This window comes from Blautia liquoris, from assembly GCF_015159595.1.
GTDB lineage: Bacteria > Bacillota > Clostridia > Lachnospirales > Lachnospiraceae > Novisyntrophococcus > Novisyntrophococcus liquoris.
Window position 1 is genome coordinate 2467391 of record NZ_CP063304.1, and the last position, 16441, is coordinate 2483831.

17 protein-coding genes are annotated in these 16441 nt (G+C 40.3%); 12 read left to right on the forward strand and 5 right to left on the reverse strand.

The features are described 5' to 3' along the window. Positions 1-44: 44 nt before the first annotated feature. From arsB to INP51_RS11250, 11 genes are all read left to right on the forward strand, one after another. Positions 45-1112: an ACR3 family arsenite efflux transporter gene (arsB, locus tag INP51_RS11200; RefSeq protein WP_193734933.1), complete on the forward strand. Its 1068-nt coding sequence runs from the start codon at positions 45-47 to the stop codon at positions 1110-1112. 35 nt (positions 1113-1147) lie between these two features. Next, entirely contained in the window at positions 1148-1345 is a 198-nt protein-coding gene (locus INP51_RS11205; protein WP_193734934.1) for a hypothetical protein, read from the forward strand. Positions 1346-1476: 131 nt separating this feature from the next. Further along, positions 1477-1851 (forward strand): arsenite efflux transporter metallochaperone ArsD, encoded by a 375-nt coding sequence (arsD, locus tag INP51_RS11210; protein ID WP_193734935.1) that lies wholly within the window; start codon positions 1477-1479, stop codon positions 1849-1851. Between the two features lie 20 nt (positions 1852-1871). Then, a complete protein-coding gene (gene arsA, locus INP51_RS11215) occupies positions 1872-3605 on the forward strand; it encodes an arsenical pump-driving ATPase (RefSeq protein ID WP_193734936.1) in 1734 nt (577 codons plus the stop codon). A gap of 12 nt (positions 3606-3617) precedes the next feature. Next, a complete protein-coding gene (locus tag INP51_RS11220) occupies positions 3618-4025 on the forward strand; it encodes an arsenate reductase ArsC (protein WP_193734937.1) in 408 nt (135 codons plus the stop codon). 614 nt (positions 4026-4639) lie between these two features. Continuing rightward, a complete protein-coding gene (locus INP51_RS11225) occupies positions 4640-5080 on the forward strand; it encodes an RNA polymerase sigma factor (RefSeq protein WP_193734938.1) in 441 nt (146 codons plus the stop codon). Then, positions 5058-5297, forward strand: coding sequence for a helix-turn-helix domain-containing protein (locus INP51_RS11230; RefSeq protein ID WP_193734939.1), 240 nt, complete (start codon positions 5058-5060; stop codon positions 5295-5297). Before INP51_RS11225 ends, INP51_RS11230 begins: the two co-directional genes overlap by 23 nt. 515 nt (positions 5298-5812) lie before the next feature. Next, the gene (locus INP51_RS11235; RefSeq protein ID WP_193734940.1) at positions 5813-6073 is read left to right on the forward strand and encodes a DUF6870 family protein; all 261 of its coding nucleotides are present in this window, start codon (positions 5813-5815) and stop codon (positions 6071-6073) included. Between the two features lie 57 nt (positions 6074-6130). Next, positions 6131-7882, forward strand: coding sequence for a recombinase family protein (locus INP51_RS11240; RefSeq protein ID WP_193734941.1), 1752 nt, complete (start codon positions 6131-6133; stop codon positions 7880-7882). A 48-nt stretch (positions 7883-7930) separates the two neighbouring features. Further along, complete coding sequence (locus INP51_RS16380; RefSeq protein WP_193734942.1) at positions 7931-9073, forward strand: BclA C-terminal domain-containing protein; 1143 nt, start codon at positions 7931-7933, stop codon at positions 9071-9073. A 197-nt stretch (positions 9074-9270) separates the two neighbouring features. Further along, entirely contained in the window at positions 9271-9711 is a 441-nt protein-coding gene (locus INP51_RS11250; protein WP_193734943.1) for a hypothetical protein, read from the forward strand. Between the two features lie 249 nt (positions 9712-9960). Here INP51_RS11250 and INP51_RS11255 read toward each other — a convergent pair whose 3' ends face one another. From INP51_RS11255 to INP51_RS11270, 4 genes are all read right to left on the reverse strand, one after another. Continuing rightward, positions 9961-10422: a hypothetical protein gene (locus INP51_RS11255; protein WP_193734944.1), complete on the reverse strand. Its 462-nt coding sequence runs from the start codon at positions 10420-10422 to the stop codon at positions 9961-9963. Positions 10423-10826: 404 nt separating this feature from the next. After that, a complete protein-coding gene (locus INP51_RS11260; RefSeq protein WP_193734945.1) occupies positions 10827-11921 on the reverse strand; it encodes an RNA-guided endonuclease TnpB family protein in 1095 nt (364 codons plus the stop codon). After that, on the reverse strand, positions 11918-12331 hold the full coding sequence (tnpA, locus tag INP51_RS11265) for an IS200/IS605 family transposase (protein ID WP_193737196.1): 414 nt from the start codon (positions 12329-12331) through the stop codon (positions 11918-11920). Before tnpA ends, INP51_RS11260 begins: the two co-directional genes overlap by 4 nt. A gap of 201 nt (positions 12332-12532) precedes the next feature. Continuing rightward, positions 12533-13138 (reverse strand): InlB B-repeat-containing protein, encoded by a 606-nt coding sequence (locus INP51_RS11270; RefSeq protein ID WP_329602339.1) that lies wholly within the window; start codon positions 13136-13138, stop codon positions 12533-12535. Between the two features lie 136 nt (positions 13139-13274). Between INP51_RS11270 and nox the strand changes: the two genes are divergently transcribed. Further along, positions 13275-14609, forward strand: coding sequence for a H2O-forming NADH oxidase (gene nox / locus INP51_RS11275; RefSeq protein ID WP_193734947.1), 1335 nt, complete (start codon positions 13275-13277; stop codon positions 14607-14609). Between the two features lie 98 nt (positions 14610-14707). Here the strand turns inward: nox and INP51_RS11280 are convergent, their stop codons facing one another. Further along, complete coding sequence (locus INP51_RS11280) at positions 14708-16441, reverse strand: extracellular solute-binding protein (protein ID WP_193734948.1); 1734 nt, start codon at positions 16439-16441, stop codon at positions 14708-14710.

Here is a 16441-nt window from a genome sequence, read left to right on the forward strand (position 1 = left end):
ATATAGATAGTTGTCTATGTATATAACAAAAAGGAGGCTTTGTTTTGGAAGGTAACAATAATAAATTAGAAGGGATTGGTTTTTTCCAAAAGTACTTAACCGTTTGGGTGGTACTTTGCATGGTAGCCGGGATTCTTATCGGCAAATTCCTTCCCGTAATTCCCGAATTTTTGAATCAGTTTGAATACGCAAATGTATCAATTCCTGTTGCCATACTCATATGGGTTATGATTTACCCCATGATGATGAAGGTTGATTTTCAAAGCATAAAAAATGTAAGCAAAAATCCAAAGGGGCTATTTGTTACATGGGTGACAAACTGGCTAATCAAACCCTTTACTATGTATGGCATTGCTTCGCTGTTTTTCTTCGTGGTATTCAAAGCATTCATCACTCCGGAGCTGGCCACCGAATATCTGGCTGGTGCTGTGCTGTTAGGTGCGGCTCCTTGTACAGCGATGGTGTTTGTGTGGAGTACGCTGACTAAAGGAAACCCTGCCTACACAGTGGTGCAGGTAGCGACTAATGACCTCATCATCCTTATTGCTTTCGTACCAATTGTAAAGTTTTTACTTGGTGTTTCCAATGTGGCTGTGCCTTGGGATACCCTGATTTTGTCCGTCATACTGTTTGTTGTGATTCCATTGGCGGGTGGCATTTTGACCCGTTTACTGGTAACAAAGCATAAGGGGCTTGACTATTTCGAGAATACTTTTATTGGTAAATTTGATAATGCGACCAGCATTGGGTTATTGCTCACATTAGTGCTTTTATTCTCTTTTCAAGGAGATGTAATTATCAATAACCCACTGCATATTGTATTGATTGCAGTACCGCTGATAATTCAAACGTTCCTCATTTTCTTTATCGCTTATTTTGCAAGCAAATGGCTCAAGTTGCCTCACAACATTGCGGCTCCTGCCGGAATGATTGGCGCTTCCAATTTTTTTGAGCTTTCTGTTGCCGTGGCGATTGCTCTGTTCGGCACAACCTCACCAGCCGCACTCGCTACCGTAGTCGGTGTGCTGACAGAAGTTCCTGTGATGCTTTTCCTCGTGAAAATTGCGAATAAAACTACACATTGGTTCCCAGAACCAAATGTCAAACAATAATTTGAGCAGAAACACATTGGTAAGGAGGACTTAGTATGACTGAAAAACTGAGCATAAACAACATGAATGGTGTATCAAACAACCATCAGGCAGTTTATGGGCTAAATAATATGAACGGCGCCTCAAAAGATATAAAAACTCCATATAGGTTAAACAATATAAATGGAGTATCGGAGGATAATACTAAGACGTACAGCATTGATAATATGTGTGGTATTACCTCCGTCGAATAATATGCTAAGCAAAAAACAATGTCTTTGTTGCTTGCAGTATTTTCTATGATGATACTATCAATGAAAAACTGCTGTAACAATTTGCCTTGAGTTTTAAATAAAATAATCAAATTAGAATGGAGAGATTTATCATGAAAAAAATGTCTATCTATGAACCTGCTATGTGTTGTGACACCGGCCTTTGTGGTGTGAGCGTTGACCCAGAATTGCTCCGCATTTCCACTGTTTTAAACACATTGAAAAAGAGCGGTGTGGCAATTGACCGCTTTAATCTAAGCAGTGCACCAATGGCCTTTGTAAACAACAAAATAATCAATGACTTTATTAATGAAAAAGGCGCCGAGGAGCTACCTGTTGTAGTACTGGATGAAAAAATTGTTATTATAGGCCGCTATCCAACCAATGAAGAGCTTATTTCTTTACTTGAGATTCCTGAAAGCTATTTAATCGAATCAAAATCCACACCACAAGGTGGTTGCTGCTGTTCTGATGGAAATTGCTGTTAAATATGAAAGGAGGATTCTCGATGCAAGTCTTTAATCCAAAAAATATTACATTAACAAAATATTTATTTTATACAGGCAAAGGCGGTGTTGGCAAAACATCTGTTGCATGTGCAACGGCTGTAAATCTTGCAGACAACGGAAAAAAGGTTCTTCTTGTCAGCACAGACCCTGCCTCCAATTTACAGGATGTGTTCAATACTCCGCTTTCAGGGAGAGCCACCCCTATCGCAGAAGTACCCAATCTTGATGTAGCAAACCTTGATCCGATGCAGGCGGCGGCAGAATACAGGGAAAGTGTGATCGCCCCATATCGTGGCAAATTGCCGGATGCAGTTCTTGCTAATATGGAGGAACAGCTTTCCGGTTCATGTACAGTGGAGATTGCTGCTTTCAACGAATTTTCCAACTTTATCACCAATAAAGAGATGGAGCAAAAATACGATCATATTCTTTTTGATACTGCACCTACAGGTCATACCCTTAGAATGTTGCAGCTTCCCTCTGCATGGAGCAATTTTATCAGCGAAAGCACACATGGAGCATCCTGTTTAGGGCAATTATCTGGGCTTGAGAGTAAAAAGGAAATGTACAAAACTGCAGTTGAAACGTTGTCAGATGGAGATCAAACAACTTTAATCCTTGTGACTCGGCCAGAAACAGCCCCATTGAAAGAAGTAGAGCGGGCTTCACATGAATTGGCGGAGCTTGGCGTGGTAAACCAGTCTATGGTAATCAACGGAGTTTTGAGCGACCATGACGACACAATCTCCGAGAGCCTATACAACAAACAACAGAATGCTCTTGCCAATATGCCAAAACCTTTACAGACAGTTACTACCTATATGATTCCTCTGCGGGCATACAATATTACTGGGATGGAAAATGTGAGAGCTTTATTGACAAAAGATAGCTATGCCATCATTGATGCTACTATTAAAACTGAGAATATTCCGAAATTAAAAGACATCATTGATGATTTGTACCATAGCGGTAAAAAAGTTATATTTACTATGGGTAAGGGTGGTGTTGGCAAAACGACGATTGCCGCAGCCATTGCTTTAGGTCTTTCTGAAAAAGGAAAGAAAGTTCACTTGACTACAACAGATCCGGCAGCACATTTGAAATTTGTTCTTGATGAGAACAGTGGCATTACCATGAGCCATATTGATGAACATGAAGAACTTGCAAGATATCAAGAGGAAGTTTTATCAAAAGCACGTGAAACTATGTCGGAAGAAGATATTGCTTATATTGAGGAAGATTTACGTTCCCCTTGTACACAGGAAATTGCTGTCTTCCGTGCCTTTGCTGAAATTGTGGAGCGTGCGGAAAATGAAGTTGTTGTCATTGATACCGCACCTACAGGACACACTTTGTTGCTCCTGGATTCTACATTAAGCTACCATAAAGAGGTACAGCGAACACAAGGGAACATACCTGATTCTGTAAAAAAACTACTACCACGTTTACGTAGTAAAGAAACAGAAGTTATTATTGTAACACTGCCGGAGGCTACTCCCGTCTATGAGGCGTTGCGATTAGAAGAAGATTTGAAACGTGCTGATATCGCTACAAAGTGGTGGGTTATCAACTCATCCCTTTATCATACAAAAACAACTAATGCCATGTTAGCTGCAAAAGCAAGCAATGAAGTTTCTTGGATAAACAATGTAGCCGAACATACCACCGGGAACTTTGCTCTAATTGCATGGAGTGCCGATGATATTAGAGGTAATAAGTTAAAAGAACTATAAAGAGAGGGTTTAATGGAAAATATAAAAAATAAACCAAAAGTAGCATTTATCTGCGTTCATAATTCTTGTCGCAGTCAGATTGCGGAAGCACTTGGAAAGCACTTTTCCTCTGATGTATTTGAAAGTTATTCTGCTGGAACAGAAACAAAACCACAAATAAATCAAGATGCTGTAAGGTTAATGAAACAGATTTATGGAATTGATATGGAAAAAAGTCAACATTCAAAATTGCTGAATGATATACCTCCAATTGATGTTGTGATAACAATGGGTTGTAATGTTCAATGTCCGTTTTTACCATGTAAGCACCGTGAGGATTGGGGATTAGATGATCCAACGGGTAAAAGTGATATAGAGTTTGTGGATACAATTCGCTTGATTGAGAGTAAAGTTAAAGAGTTAGCACAAAAGTTAAAATAATTAAGATACCGCCGTTGATTTTCGTATAACGGCGGTATTTTATTGATAAATGGAAAAGAAGAATTACTTTTAAAATTTGAATATTAGCTATTGGATATTCGCCAGAAAAAGACAGATTATACTGATATACTCTTTATAATATCAAAATAAAAGAATAGCCTATCTCGTGGCAAATTAAAAACCGCAGTTTTGACAGATATTTTATTGCGGCATCTTTATCGTGATATCAGCAGAAACGGCGGTTTTAGTTATCCGCCGTCTTTTGTTGAGAAAACTACATACAAAGATTAATGGATATGCTCATACAAAGCATGGCGGTAATAAGGAGGTTACTGCTGTGCTTATTTTTTGTTACATAAATAGTATTCTTATATATTTATTAAAAAAAGCCCATTTAATTTATGGGGACATTTTGGGCTTTTAGGTACTTACACACATCATAAATATAGATATAATAATTCTAATGCTCGATTGGATTGTGTCCAGTCGAGCATTTTTACATTTTATTTAAATTTTTTTCAGAAATCCACTAATAAGTTTGGCAGTTTTGCAATTCCCACCGTAGTAGTGGCGAAAGGGGACAGCGGAGTCACCGCCCGAAAGGGGGTGGGAATGTGAAACCTAACAGCCATGAGCAAAGCAAGCGACACGCCTTTGATAGCTTTTGCAAAAAGGTACTGAAACATGAGGCAAGAGATTATTACGATGAGTTGAAACGCCAGCGTGATAGGGAAATGTCCTTTTCCGATTTATCTGAGAAAGAAATGGATCAGCTTTATACAGAGGACAAATACTTTGTTACCGAGCAGATTTTCAATGTTTTAGGTCTCGATATCATTGTTACAGATGATGTTATTGCAGAGGCATTACAAAGTCTGCCAGAACGCAGGCGTGATATTATCTTGCTTTCCTATTTTCTTGAATTGTCTGACCGAGAAATTGGGGACAAGCTGAATATGTTGCGTTCTACTGTTCAGTACCAAAGAGCAAGCACATTGCAACAGCTAAAAAATTTTATGGAGGGAGATATCTATGAGCGATATGACAAGAAATAATCATCTGCTTTCTTACCCTGCTATCGTATTAGCCTCTAGCGGCGATGTGGATGCTATCAATGCCGTCCTGAAACATTATGAAGGCTACATAGCAGCATTGTCAATGAGAACATTTTATGACGAAAGCGGCAATCCTCATCTATGCGTAGATGAGGTGTTACGCCGCAGATTGGAAACTAAGCTGATTACCAAAATCCTAACATTTGATGCGGCTTGACAGGTAAATCCATATGGGAAGTACGCTCCCCTTTCCGTACTTCCCACTCATGGTTTCGTTGTCATTTAATAAAAGTTCATTCATGAAGTGAATTTTTATTGCCTGATAACTTAGGCAGTTGTTCCTTGATAAAGAAAGCAGGTCAGATAACGGCTTTGCAGTATAAGGCAAACCGGATACATTCCATTTATACCGAGCCATGCGATTGATACGCCATGACCTCTATTTAGAGTGAGCGAATAATATCAAACCGCAAAACAAATATGGCAGCTTGTAGGCGATGACATATAAATGGGACAATGATACTCCCTTATAGCTATAGTCCGAGCGTTAAAAGCGTCGCAGGCAATAGGTAAGGTTTCGGCAGACCGCCGAGAGGGTGTAATTCCCGTGGAGCTGTGCCAGCAGCCGTCCGGTTTTGCTTATCATAATGGACATTCAGTAGTTCATAGCATAGTAATAGAGAGTTTATGATATTCCTTATGGTCTTTTCTAATTAGAAAGGAGGAATGCCGATGATTACAAGCAAACAATTAGATGCTATGAGTGAACAAAGTATTGAAACTTTAGAAGAAAAGGAATTAGTAGATATTTCTGCTATTAACATAAGAAAAGACTTGCCCCATGAAGATAAGATATTAGACTTCCTGGAGCAAATAAAAAATCCCTACTGTTTTCGCTGCGGCAATGTTCCCGTTAGAGTGTGCTTTTCTAAAACTGGAAAAAACCTTGAAACTGTGTTACGAGATTTTCTTATTCGCATACGACAAAGCTGACAAAATAGATATGATACGGCATAATAGTAATGTGGTTATGCGGGATTGGAGGCAAAGATGGCACGCATAAGAAAATCCAGTTTAAGTGAAAGAACAGCCGCATTAAAAAAAGTCGTATGGTATATCGCTCTCTATATTCGTCTTTCTAAAGATGATGGTAATGATGAAAGTTTAAGTGTTACCAACCAGAAAAAAATATTAATGGAGTTTTTAGAGAAGTTTTTTCCAGAAGAGTATGTAATCGTTGATGTTTATGTTGATGACGGATTGACCGGAACAGACTATGAACGACCTGACTTTCAACGAATGATACATGATGTGGAAGTGGGGAAAGTCAACTGTATTGTATGTAAAAATCTCTCCCGTGCTTTTCGTAACTATTCTGACCAGGGCTATTTTTTAGAAAACTTCTTTCCTCTGCATAATACTCGTTTCATCACGCTTGGCGATCCTAAAATTGACACTTACTTAAATCCAGAAGTTGTAAGTGGAATGGAAGTTCCTATTAATGGATTGATGAATGACCGTTTTGCTTATAAGACATCAAGTGACATTAGACGGACATTCGATACCAAAAGGCGTAACGGAGAGTTCATCGGTGCTTTCGCCCCCTATGGATATGAAAAACACCCTGAAGATAAAAATGCCTTGATTATCGATGAAGAGGCAGCACAGGTAGTGAGAAACATTTTTCAATGGTTTGTCTATGGAGATGGAAGTACAAAAATTATCATAGATGACGATGGCATTGAGCATGAAGTATTAGTAGGGAGTATGAGTAAGGAGGGCATTTCACGAAAACTTAATGAACTTGGTATCCCTAATCCTTCCTTATATAAAAAACTAAGAGGGTTTAAGTATAAAAATCCTCATAGCAAAAAAAATGATGGTCTTTGGTCTGGAAGTGCAGTCACAAGAATTTTACAGAACAAGACTTATATCGGAACTATGGTACAGGGTAGAGAAAAAGTCATTAGCTATAAGGTGCATGAAATGATAAAAATGCCAGAGGAAGAATGGTATCAAGTGGAAAATACTCATGAGGCTATTATTACAGCGGAACTTTTTGAAATGGCACAGGAATTGCAAAAAAGGGATACCCGCACACCGCCGGGAAAAAAAGAAAATTACTTATTTTCAGGTTTCCTAAGATGTGCAGATTGTGATAAAGCCATGACAAGACGTGCATCAAAAGGACTTGTGTACTATAACTGCTCTACATATAAGAGAAAATCAAAAGATAAATGTACCAAACACACAATGCGGTTAGATATTTTAGAGAAAGCTGTCTTAATGGCAATTCAAAAACAGATTGAGTTGGCTCATTCATTGGAATCCATAATTGAGGATATTAACAAAGCCCCTGTTGTCCAAACAAAATCACTTCGCTTGGAACAACTTTTAAAACTCCGTATGGAAGAATATGAAAAGACCAAAGAGTTGCTTACCGATTTATATGTAGATTGGAAAAGAGGCGAAATTACTCTTGAACAGCATCGGAGAATGAAAAATAAATTTGAACAGCAGGAAGAACAACTCGAAAAAGTGATTGAGCATCTGAAAGACGAAATCGGAACAATGGAAAAAGGTGTTTCTACTGATGATCCATATTTCAAGACTTTTTTAGAATGTAAGAACATAAAAGAACTGTCACAAGGCATTCTTACAGACCTCGTAGAAGTAATCTATATACACGAGGGTGGAGAAATAACGATACACTTCAAATTTGATGATGAATACAAACGTATTGTAGATTTCATTGAAAACAATAAATATACTCTGTCTGTGGTGGAGAATGAAGTAAGCTAAGATAGCTGAAAAATTTCTTCCTTTTTTCACAGACAGAGTTGAGCATAAATGAGTGGTGCTGTGGGACCTATTGGACCAACCGGCGCTGATGGAGCCACCGGACCGACGGGACCTACTGGCGCAAGTGCTTATGAATTAGCCGTTGACAATGGATTCGACGGAACAGAAGATGAATGGCTTGCGAGTCTGCAAGGGGCTACTGGGCCGACCGGACCTACTGGCGCGGATGGACCTGTGGGACCTATTGGACCAACCGGCGCTGATGGAGCCACCGGACCGACGGGACCGACTGGTGCAAGTGCTTATGAACTAGCCGTTGACAATGGATTCGACGGAACGGAAGATGAATGGCTTGCGAGTCTGCAAGGGGCTACTGGGCCGACCGGACCTACTGGCGCGGATGGACCTGTGGGACCGACTGGCGCGGACGGGGCCACCGGTGCGGATGGACCTATCGGACCGACCGGCGCGGATGGACCTATCGGACCGACTGGCGCGGATGGACCTATCGGACCGACTGGCGCGGATGGACCAACCGGACCGACTGGCGCGGATGGACCTATCGGACCGACTGGCGCGGATGGACCAACCGGACCGACTGGCGCGGATGGACCTATCGGACCGACCGGTGCGGATGGACCTATCGGACCGACTGGCGCGGATGGACCAACCGGACCGACTGGCGCGGATGGACCTATCGGACCTACTGGCGCGGATGGACCAACCGGACCGACTGGCGCGGATGGTGCTACTGGACCCACTGGACCGACTGGTACAATTATTAACCCAGATATTGCTTTTGCGGCTAATAATCAGAGCGATACAATCACAATTAATCTGACTACACCTACAGTTATTTCTTTACCGGATGATCAAACGTTGTCGGGTATTACTGCTAATACAGGAAATACTGAATTTACGGTCACTGAAGCTGGATTATATCGTATTGGATATCAAGTTAACGTTGTGACTCCAGAGAGTTTTGCAAGTATGATCCTTATAAATGGAGTAACGTATGACCCATCTCTTGTTGACGTAGGTGGGGATATTAATACGAATTCTTCTGAAGTATTTGCTACGCTTACAGTTGGAGATACCATTTCTCTGGCTGTTTTGGGAGAACCGGGAACACTGGATCTTAGCGCAGGTTCCGGTGCAACGCTAACCATACAGCAGATTGGTTTATCATAATCGAAACACAAGTGAACTGATCATTATTAAGAAGAAGGGGTGCCTGGCACTCCTTCTTCTTTTAAATCTCTTTATCCAATATCAGTTTCCGGTTCTTTTTTTTCTTTCCTATCATATACTCTTAAGGATGTCAGAAATACTATTGCCCTTGTCGCAGTAGTATTGATTCAGAATATTTTCATGGGAGGGAATGATAAATGAAGAAAAAAGTTGCAATTGCAGCAGCATCCGTTTGTGTGTTTTTTGGCGGAATAGTTGCCGGAGCAGCTGTACAATCGGATTTCTTTACAGATGCACAGCAGACAATATCAGTGGTAAATAAGTTATTTGATAGGGGCAATCAATACAAAAACGCATCAAATCAATTGCAGGCACAATTGGACCAGAACAAATCAGAAATTGATAGTTTGAAATCTCAAATTCAAAATCTTCAAAATGACTTGCAAAACAAAGATGGAGACATTCAGAAGAAAAATGAAGAGCTTCAAAAACTGCAAGCTGACTATGAAGCGAAAAAGCAGGAAGCAATTGATTTAAAAAATCAACTTGTACAGCTGCAGCAAAGTGATGACCAGAAAGATGCAAAGATGGCTGAGGTTCGAAAATTAGCCGAAGACAGACTTCAGCAGCTCCAGTAACAAATCATCACCGGTACTACTCCTGTGAAGTGGAATGTATGCTGTAAAGAGTGGAAATGATAACCCACTACTAAAACAGCAGGACGGCGGCTCATTTGCAGTGAACCCAAGCAATTACATGAGGGGGTAATACACAGCCGCAGGAACAGCGCAGGGAGAGCAGGCAAAGCCCCTCTCCCCCCACCCCGAAGGGCGCATTTATATACACATGAATGCGGTATATGCGGTCTTGCAGACAGCGTTTTGTGCCTATTGGCACAAATTATTTCCTTGCCACCAAAACATACCTTCTGCTTGAGCCAACACGCCTAAGATATGGGTTACTTTTTCATTGGGGTTATAAACAGATAAATTCAAATCACCACTACACATTTGAATGAGTGATTTTTCTTTTGGAAGTAATATCGAAACACAATCATCTTGACTTGTGTAAACAGCTTTCATCATTTTTTCAAGATCTTGGCAAGAGGGGTTTTCTATCAAGCCATCTTTATATACTGAAAATTCAAAATAACAAAGTGATTTTAGAATTATGTGGATAAACGAATTAGCAATCTGCTTAACTTTATCTCCACATAAATAATACTGTTCAACTGCATTAAAAAATTGAATATTGTCATATTCGGTTACTCGTTGCGGAAGAAAATCTATTACATAGCATGGCTTCATTAGTAATTCTTCAACCATAATATTCATTTCAGATTGCGTCATGTTTTTATTCTCCCTGTTCCAGTCATAGCCTTATTGTAACACCCTATTATCCTGTTTTCAAGCAAAATTGAAAGGAGAAACGCCATAGCAATTTATTTTCCTCTCTTCTTTTGCACAAAGAATATTACAGCTAGGACTGCTGCAAGGACTGCCGCAGACAATATAATTATCTGTAACCTGGAAAGTCCGGTTGTTGTATTGTCTTTTACCTTTGGCTTTTCCCATCCTGCATACAGGGTTATGTTTCCTTTGACTTTATCTTTCGTGACCTACTCCCACCACTTAAATCTCATGATTTTGAAGTGAGGGCTTCCTGTTCAATAGCCCCAACGGGCTAAGTATCTGCAGGCTATCCCCGTGTGCCCCACGGTTTTTGCCCGGTTACGGGCTTTTTTTCGGTGAAGTTATGCACATAATATTTTTCTTCCCTCTTCACGAATATTGATTGCCGCGTTGACATCCCTGTCCATCCGGTTTCCACAACGGCACTCATAAATCCGCTCCGATAATTTTAGTTCTTTTTTTACTGCTCCACATTTACAGCATGTCTTACTTGATGGATAGAACCTATCTATTCTCACCAGCCTCTTTCCCTGATCCATCAGCTTGTATTCCAGCATTCCCAGAAACATTCCATATCCATTATCCATAACACTCTTCCCAAAGTGCAGACTCCGGCTCATGGTTTTCATGTTCAGATCTTCTACGCACACTGCATCATAACTGTCCGCCAATTTTCTGCTCAGCTTATGCTGAAAATCTTTTCTCTGATTTTTTACCTTTTCGTGACAGACAGCCACTTTTCGTCTCTGCTTTTCGTGATTTCTGCTTCCTTTTACACAGTGAGACAACTTTCTCTGCTCTTTGCACAATTTCTTTTCTGACTTCCGGTAATACATCGGGTACTCTGCCCGGCTTCCGTCTGAAAACACCGCCATACCGCTCATGGCAAAGTCCATTCCCAACATCTTTTCTACCGCCTCTTTCTCCTCACTTATTTGGCTCTCATAGGTATAGAGAAGACTGGCATAATATTTTCCGGACGGTTCCTGAGTGACCGTCACCGATTTCAATTGATATTCTTTCGGTATCTGTCGGTGCTGTACCAGTTTTACATGAGACATTTTCGGAAGCTTCAGCTTTCCTTCTTCCAGTTTGATATTTCCATTTACTACATTCGTCGTATAACTTGCACGGCTTCTGTGTTTTGATTTGAACTTTGGAAAACCACTCTGCGGATTTCTAAAAAAGTTCTGATATGCCCTTTCCAGATGAAGCTGCACATTGGCTAGTGCCAGTGAATCCACCTCTTTCAGCCACGGATACTGTTTTTTATAAAAAGCCGGCGTATTCTTCAACCGCTTTTTACTTTTTTGATATTCTTTCATCTTATCTTCCAACATCACGTTGTATAGAAACCGGCAGCATCCAAAGGTTCTTGCAAACTGTTCTCCCTGCTCTTTATTTGGATAGATACGAAATTTTATGGCTTTGTTCATGCTTTTTCACCCTGACTTTCAATATAAGCCCGTATGGTTTCGATTGGTGCTCCTCCTGCACTGAGCAGACAAAAACTCTGGCTCCAGAATGCTTCTTTCCAAAGTTTCTCTCGAATCTGTGGATATTCTTTCTTAATTAACCGACTGCTTGCACTCTTATAGGCATTGATAAATTTGCTGAGTTCGCTTTTCGGCTGAGCCCGGAACATCACATGAACATGATCTCTGTCATGATTCCATTCTTCCAAGGTAATTCCATACTTGGGTGCAATATAAGAAAAAATCTCCTCCGCCCTTTTAGAACTATCATCATCAATCACTTTTCTCCTGTATTTTACGACCATAATCAGATGGTAATACAGGAGGAATACTGAATGTGCATTATTGTCCAATTTATTCACATTGATCATCTCTTTTCTCTTATCGACTGATGATAGCATAACACATTTTTGTCATAAGAACAAGTGTTCTCTCCATGTTTTAGAAAAAGTTTTGGAGGATACAGTGCAAAAAGCAACGATCCCTATACTGGTCGCTGTATATAATCTTTTCCAAAGATTTGGACATTATGGCAATTCATCCCGCCCCCTGAAGAGGAAGGGGAATTCTTGCTAATTTATGTTAAAATTCCATTTTCTGGTGGTATCTATGTCATGATACCAACCCTTGAATTCATATCCTTCGCGTGTTGGCTGCTCAGGTTCCTGTATCATTTCACCGTACACAACGGTCTGCTCCGGAACTTCAGTGCCACCATTTGACATAAATTGCACCCTGCATTCCGTAGAGATGACAACGCGCAGCTCCTCTGTATTAGACTGAAAGTGATCTTTTCCATCCGCTGTGGAGACGAGATAATCTTCATTCGTAATCGTCGAGGTTCCTTCTTCTCCAATCACTTTTAACTGAAAACTTCCTACTTTTACCTTCTTCTCCCACTCTTTCCCGCCGGATGAGGACAGATAGTTCATATAAATCCGCTGTTTATTGTCACGCATCCCAACTTCACTACTCCTTATTCCGTCTTCCAGATTAAGGCTATCCGGCACTAGTTCAAAGAATTCTGTATCATACTGAATCTCATTTTGCATAGCATACATCGTGGTATCGTCACCTTCGGTCTGTTCCAATGTGAATACAACCGTAATGGTATCCCCGATATTTACTTGAATGGTATCATTTCCATCTGCATCCAGTTTAAAGATAGTATAATTGATTTTCTTGACGTTTTCTTGGAAAAATGGTCATATAATGTCAATTAAAATATAAAAAACTATTGAAAATTAGAAAAAAGTATGTTATAATATTCACAAATCACTACTAAAATAGTATAGAATCTCAGGAGGTATCTAAATGGAAAAGGTTGTAGTTATTGGGGCTAATCATGCCGGAACAGCAGCGCTGAATACGATTTTGGACCAGTATCCCGACAAAGAAGTAATTGCATTTGACCAGAATTCAAATATTAGTTTCCTTGGTTGTGGTATGGCACTTTGGATCGGCAAACAAATTTCATCTTCAGATGGGCTTTTCTACTCGGACAAAAAAACTTTGGAAGAAAAGGGTGCAAAGGTCTATATGGAAACAGAAGTAGACCATGTAGATTTTGATCAAAAGATTATATATGCCACAGATAAAAGCGGTGAAAAATATGAACAGCCTTATGACAAACTGATTCTGGCAACCGGCTCTCTTCCTGTTGTTCCGCAAATTGAGGGAATTCATCTTGAGAATGTACAGTTAGTAAAATTATTTCAGCATGCCCAGGAAGTAATTGACAAGTTGAAGGATGATTCCATCAGACATGTAACTGTAATTGGTGCGGGATATATTGGTGTAGAACTTGCCGAGGCATTTAAGCGAAACGGACGTGAGGTAACCTTAATTGATTGTGCAGATACCTGCCTGGGTGGTTATTTTGATCCGGAATTCACAGACAGAATGGCAGCCAGATTAAAAGACAACGGCGTGCATCTTGCCTTCGGTGAAACAGTAAAAAAACTAACAGGTGATAAGAAGGTAAGAAAAGTTATCACTGACAAATGTGAATATGATACAGATATGGTAGTTCTTGCAATTGGGTTCTGCCCTAATAACGAAATTGGAAAAGAACGCCTGGAGTTGTTCCGCAACGGTGCATATCTGGTGAATCGTTCTCAGGAAACCAGTGTGAAAGATGTATATGCAGTTGGCGATTGTGCAACGGTATACGATAATGCTATTCAGGATACGAATTATATTGCATTGGCCACCAATGCGGTGCGTTCGGGTATCATAGCTGCTCATAACGCATGCGGGACAAAACTTGAGACTGTAGGTGTGCAGGGTTCAAACGCGATCAGTATCTGGGGACTGCATATGATTTCAACGGGTATGACCCTTACGAAAGCCTGCAAGAATGGATATGATGCAGCGGCAACTGACTTTGAAGATTATCAGAAAGCTCTCTTTATTGAGAACGGTAATTATAAAGTAAAGATTCGGATTGTGTACGACAAGAAGACGAGAATCGTCCTTGGTGCACAGTTATGTTCTGAGTATGATGTTTCAATGGCAATTCATATGTTCTCACTTGCGATCCAGGAACAGGTTACCATTGATAAATTAAAATTGCTGGATATTTTCTTCCTTCCGCATTTTAATCAGCCGTATAACTATATTACCATGGCAGCATTATCAGCAGATTAAATTAATCGGGTTGCTTTCATTAAAAAGAGAGACAGCCAGAACAGGTTCATTAATTACTAACCTGTTCTGGCTGCCTGTTCTGTCACCAGATAATCTTCTTATTTGCTGGCTTCTGCTTTGATTTCATCCAAAATCTTGTCTCCTCCCTGACTCTTCCAATTGGATACAAATTCGTCGAAACTGTCAAGAGAAGCCTGACCCATAATAATCTTTGCAAATGTTTCATCTTCCATCTTCTTTAAGTTTGCCCAATAGGATTCCATAGATTCCGTTTGCGCGTAATATTCGCTGTAAACTTCCTCATACCCTTCTTCTACGGAGGGGCGTACACCAATCATGATGGAAATTAACCTTGAAAGATTGGTCGGTGCAATTTCATTATCTACATCCCAATATTTTTGGCTGTAATCATCAAAAGGCTCTTTTTTCAATATTTTAATTGCTTCCATATCATTTTTCAATAATTTATGTGTCGAAAAATCCACATCATCCTCTGTGATTTCTCCATTCAGATATTTTTTCAATGTATCATATGTCACTTCATCTTCATCTGCATTGTCATATACATTGAATAAAGGATATACACTCGATGTGGGTAATTCCTTCGGCGTTACACCACTGTCACCAATACCATTTTCAACCCAGTCAGATTCTTCATATAGCAGGTAATTGATAATTTTCATTGCAGCTTCCGGATTCTTACAATTTTTATTCACCACAATATATTGCGATGTAGGTTCAGCCATGTGTGCATAATACTTACCGTCCTTAGCCAGCGGTGTATTATATGCCTGCCAGTCAGCCTTACCATTCAATACACTGTCTCCAATTGTATAACCAGCCCACCATGGCCCAAAGAAAATACCGACATTTCCGGCGAGTGTGGGTTCCTGACTATCACCGCGAATTAACATCTGCGGATCAATTAATCCATCTGCATACATCGAAGCTAATTCTCCAAGTGCTTCCTTTGTCTCGGGCTGTATGGATCCGTATTGAATCTCACCAGACTCATCTTTGATCCAATATTGTGGGAAAGATTTAAAGGAGCCGAAAATCGGATCCAGTCCCCATAGATTTCCACCGATATTCGTTAACGTCCCAGAATTAGCCGGTCCAATAATACCTATCGTATCATCTTTGCCATTTCCATCCGGATCCTGTGTTACAAACGCCTTCGCAACAGTCTTTAACTCATCCAATGTACGTGGTGTTTGTAATTCCAGCTTATCCAGCCAGTCCTGTCGAATCCACATGACGTTAACACCAGCGTTTTTAATATTGGGAGCCGGTATTGCCATCATCTTCCCATCCTGAGAGATCATATCGTTTAATTGCTCCCCACCGCTGTTTACAAAGCTCTTTAACAAGTCCGAGGCACAACTATCATAAGCATCTGTCAGTGACTGAATCTGCCCGTATTTTAACATCGCACGATACTGTGTGGCGTTCACATTCATAATATCCGGAAGAGTATTACTTCCGATGCATAGATTCACTTTTTGCGAAAGATCCGAAACAGAGCAGACCCAGTCATATACAATTTCAATATTAAGGTCCTTTTTGATAGCATCCAGGAATGCATTATTCTCCATGGTCTGCCCTTCCGGGAAGGAAGTATTGGGATTTAATCCCGCACCCAGATGAATGGTAACCGTATCCTCATAAGGATCAAGGGGACCCCCGGTTGTCTTGGCGTCAGAAGATGTTTCTTTTTTTGAATCAGCCGTGGATTGATCGGATTTCTTATCATCTCCATTGCTGTTCGAACACCCAACCAACGACCCTAACATTGTGGTCATTAAAAATAAAGCAAGTAACTTTTTTTTCAT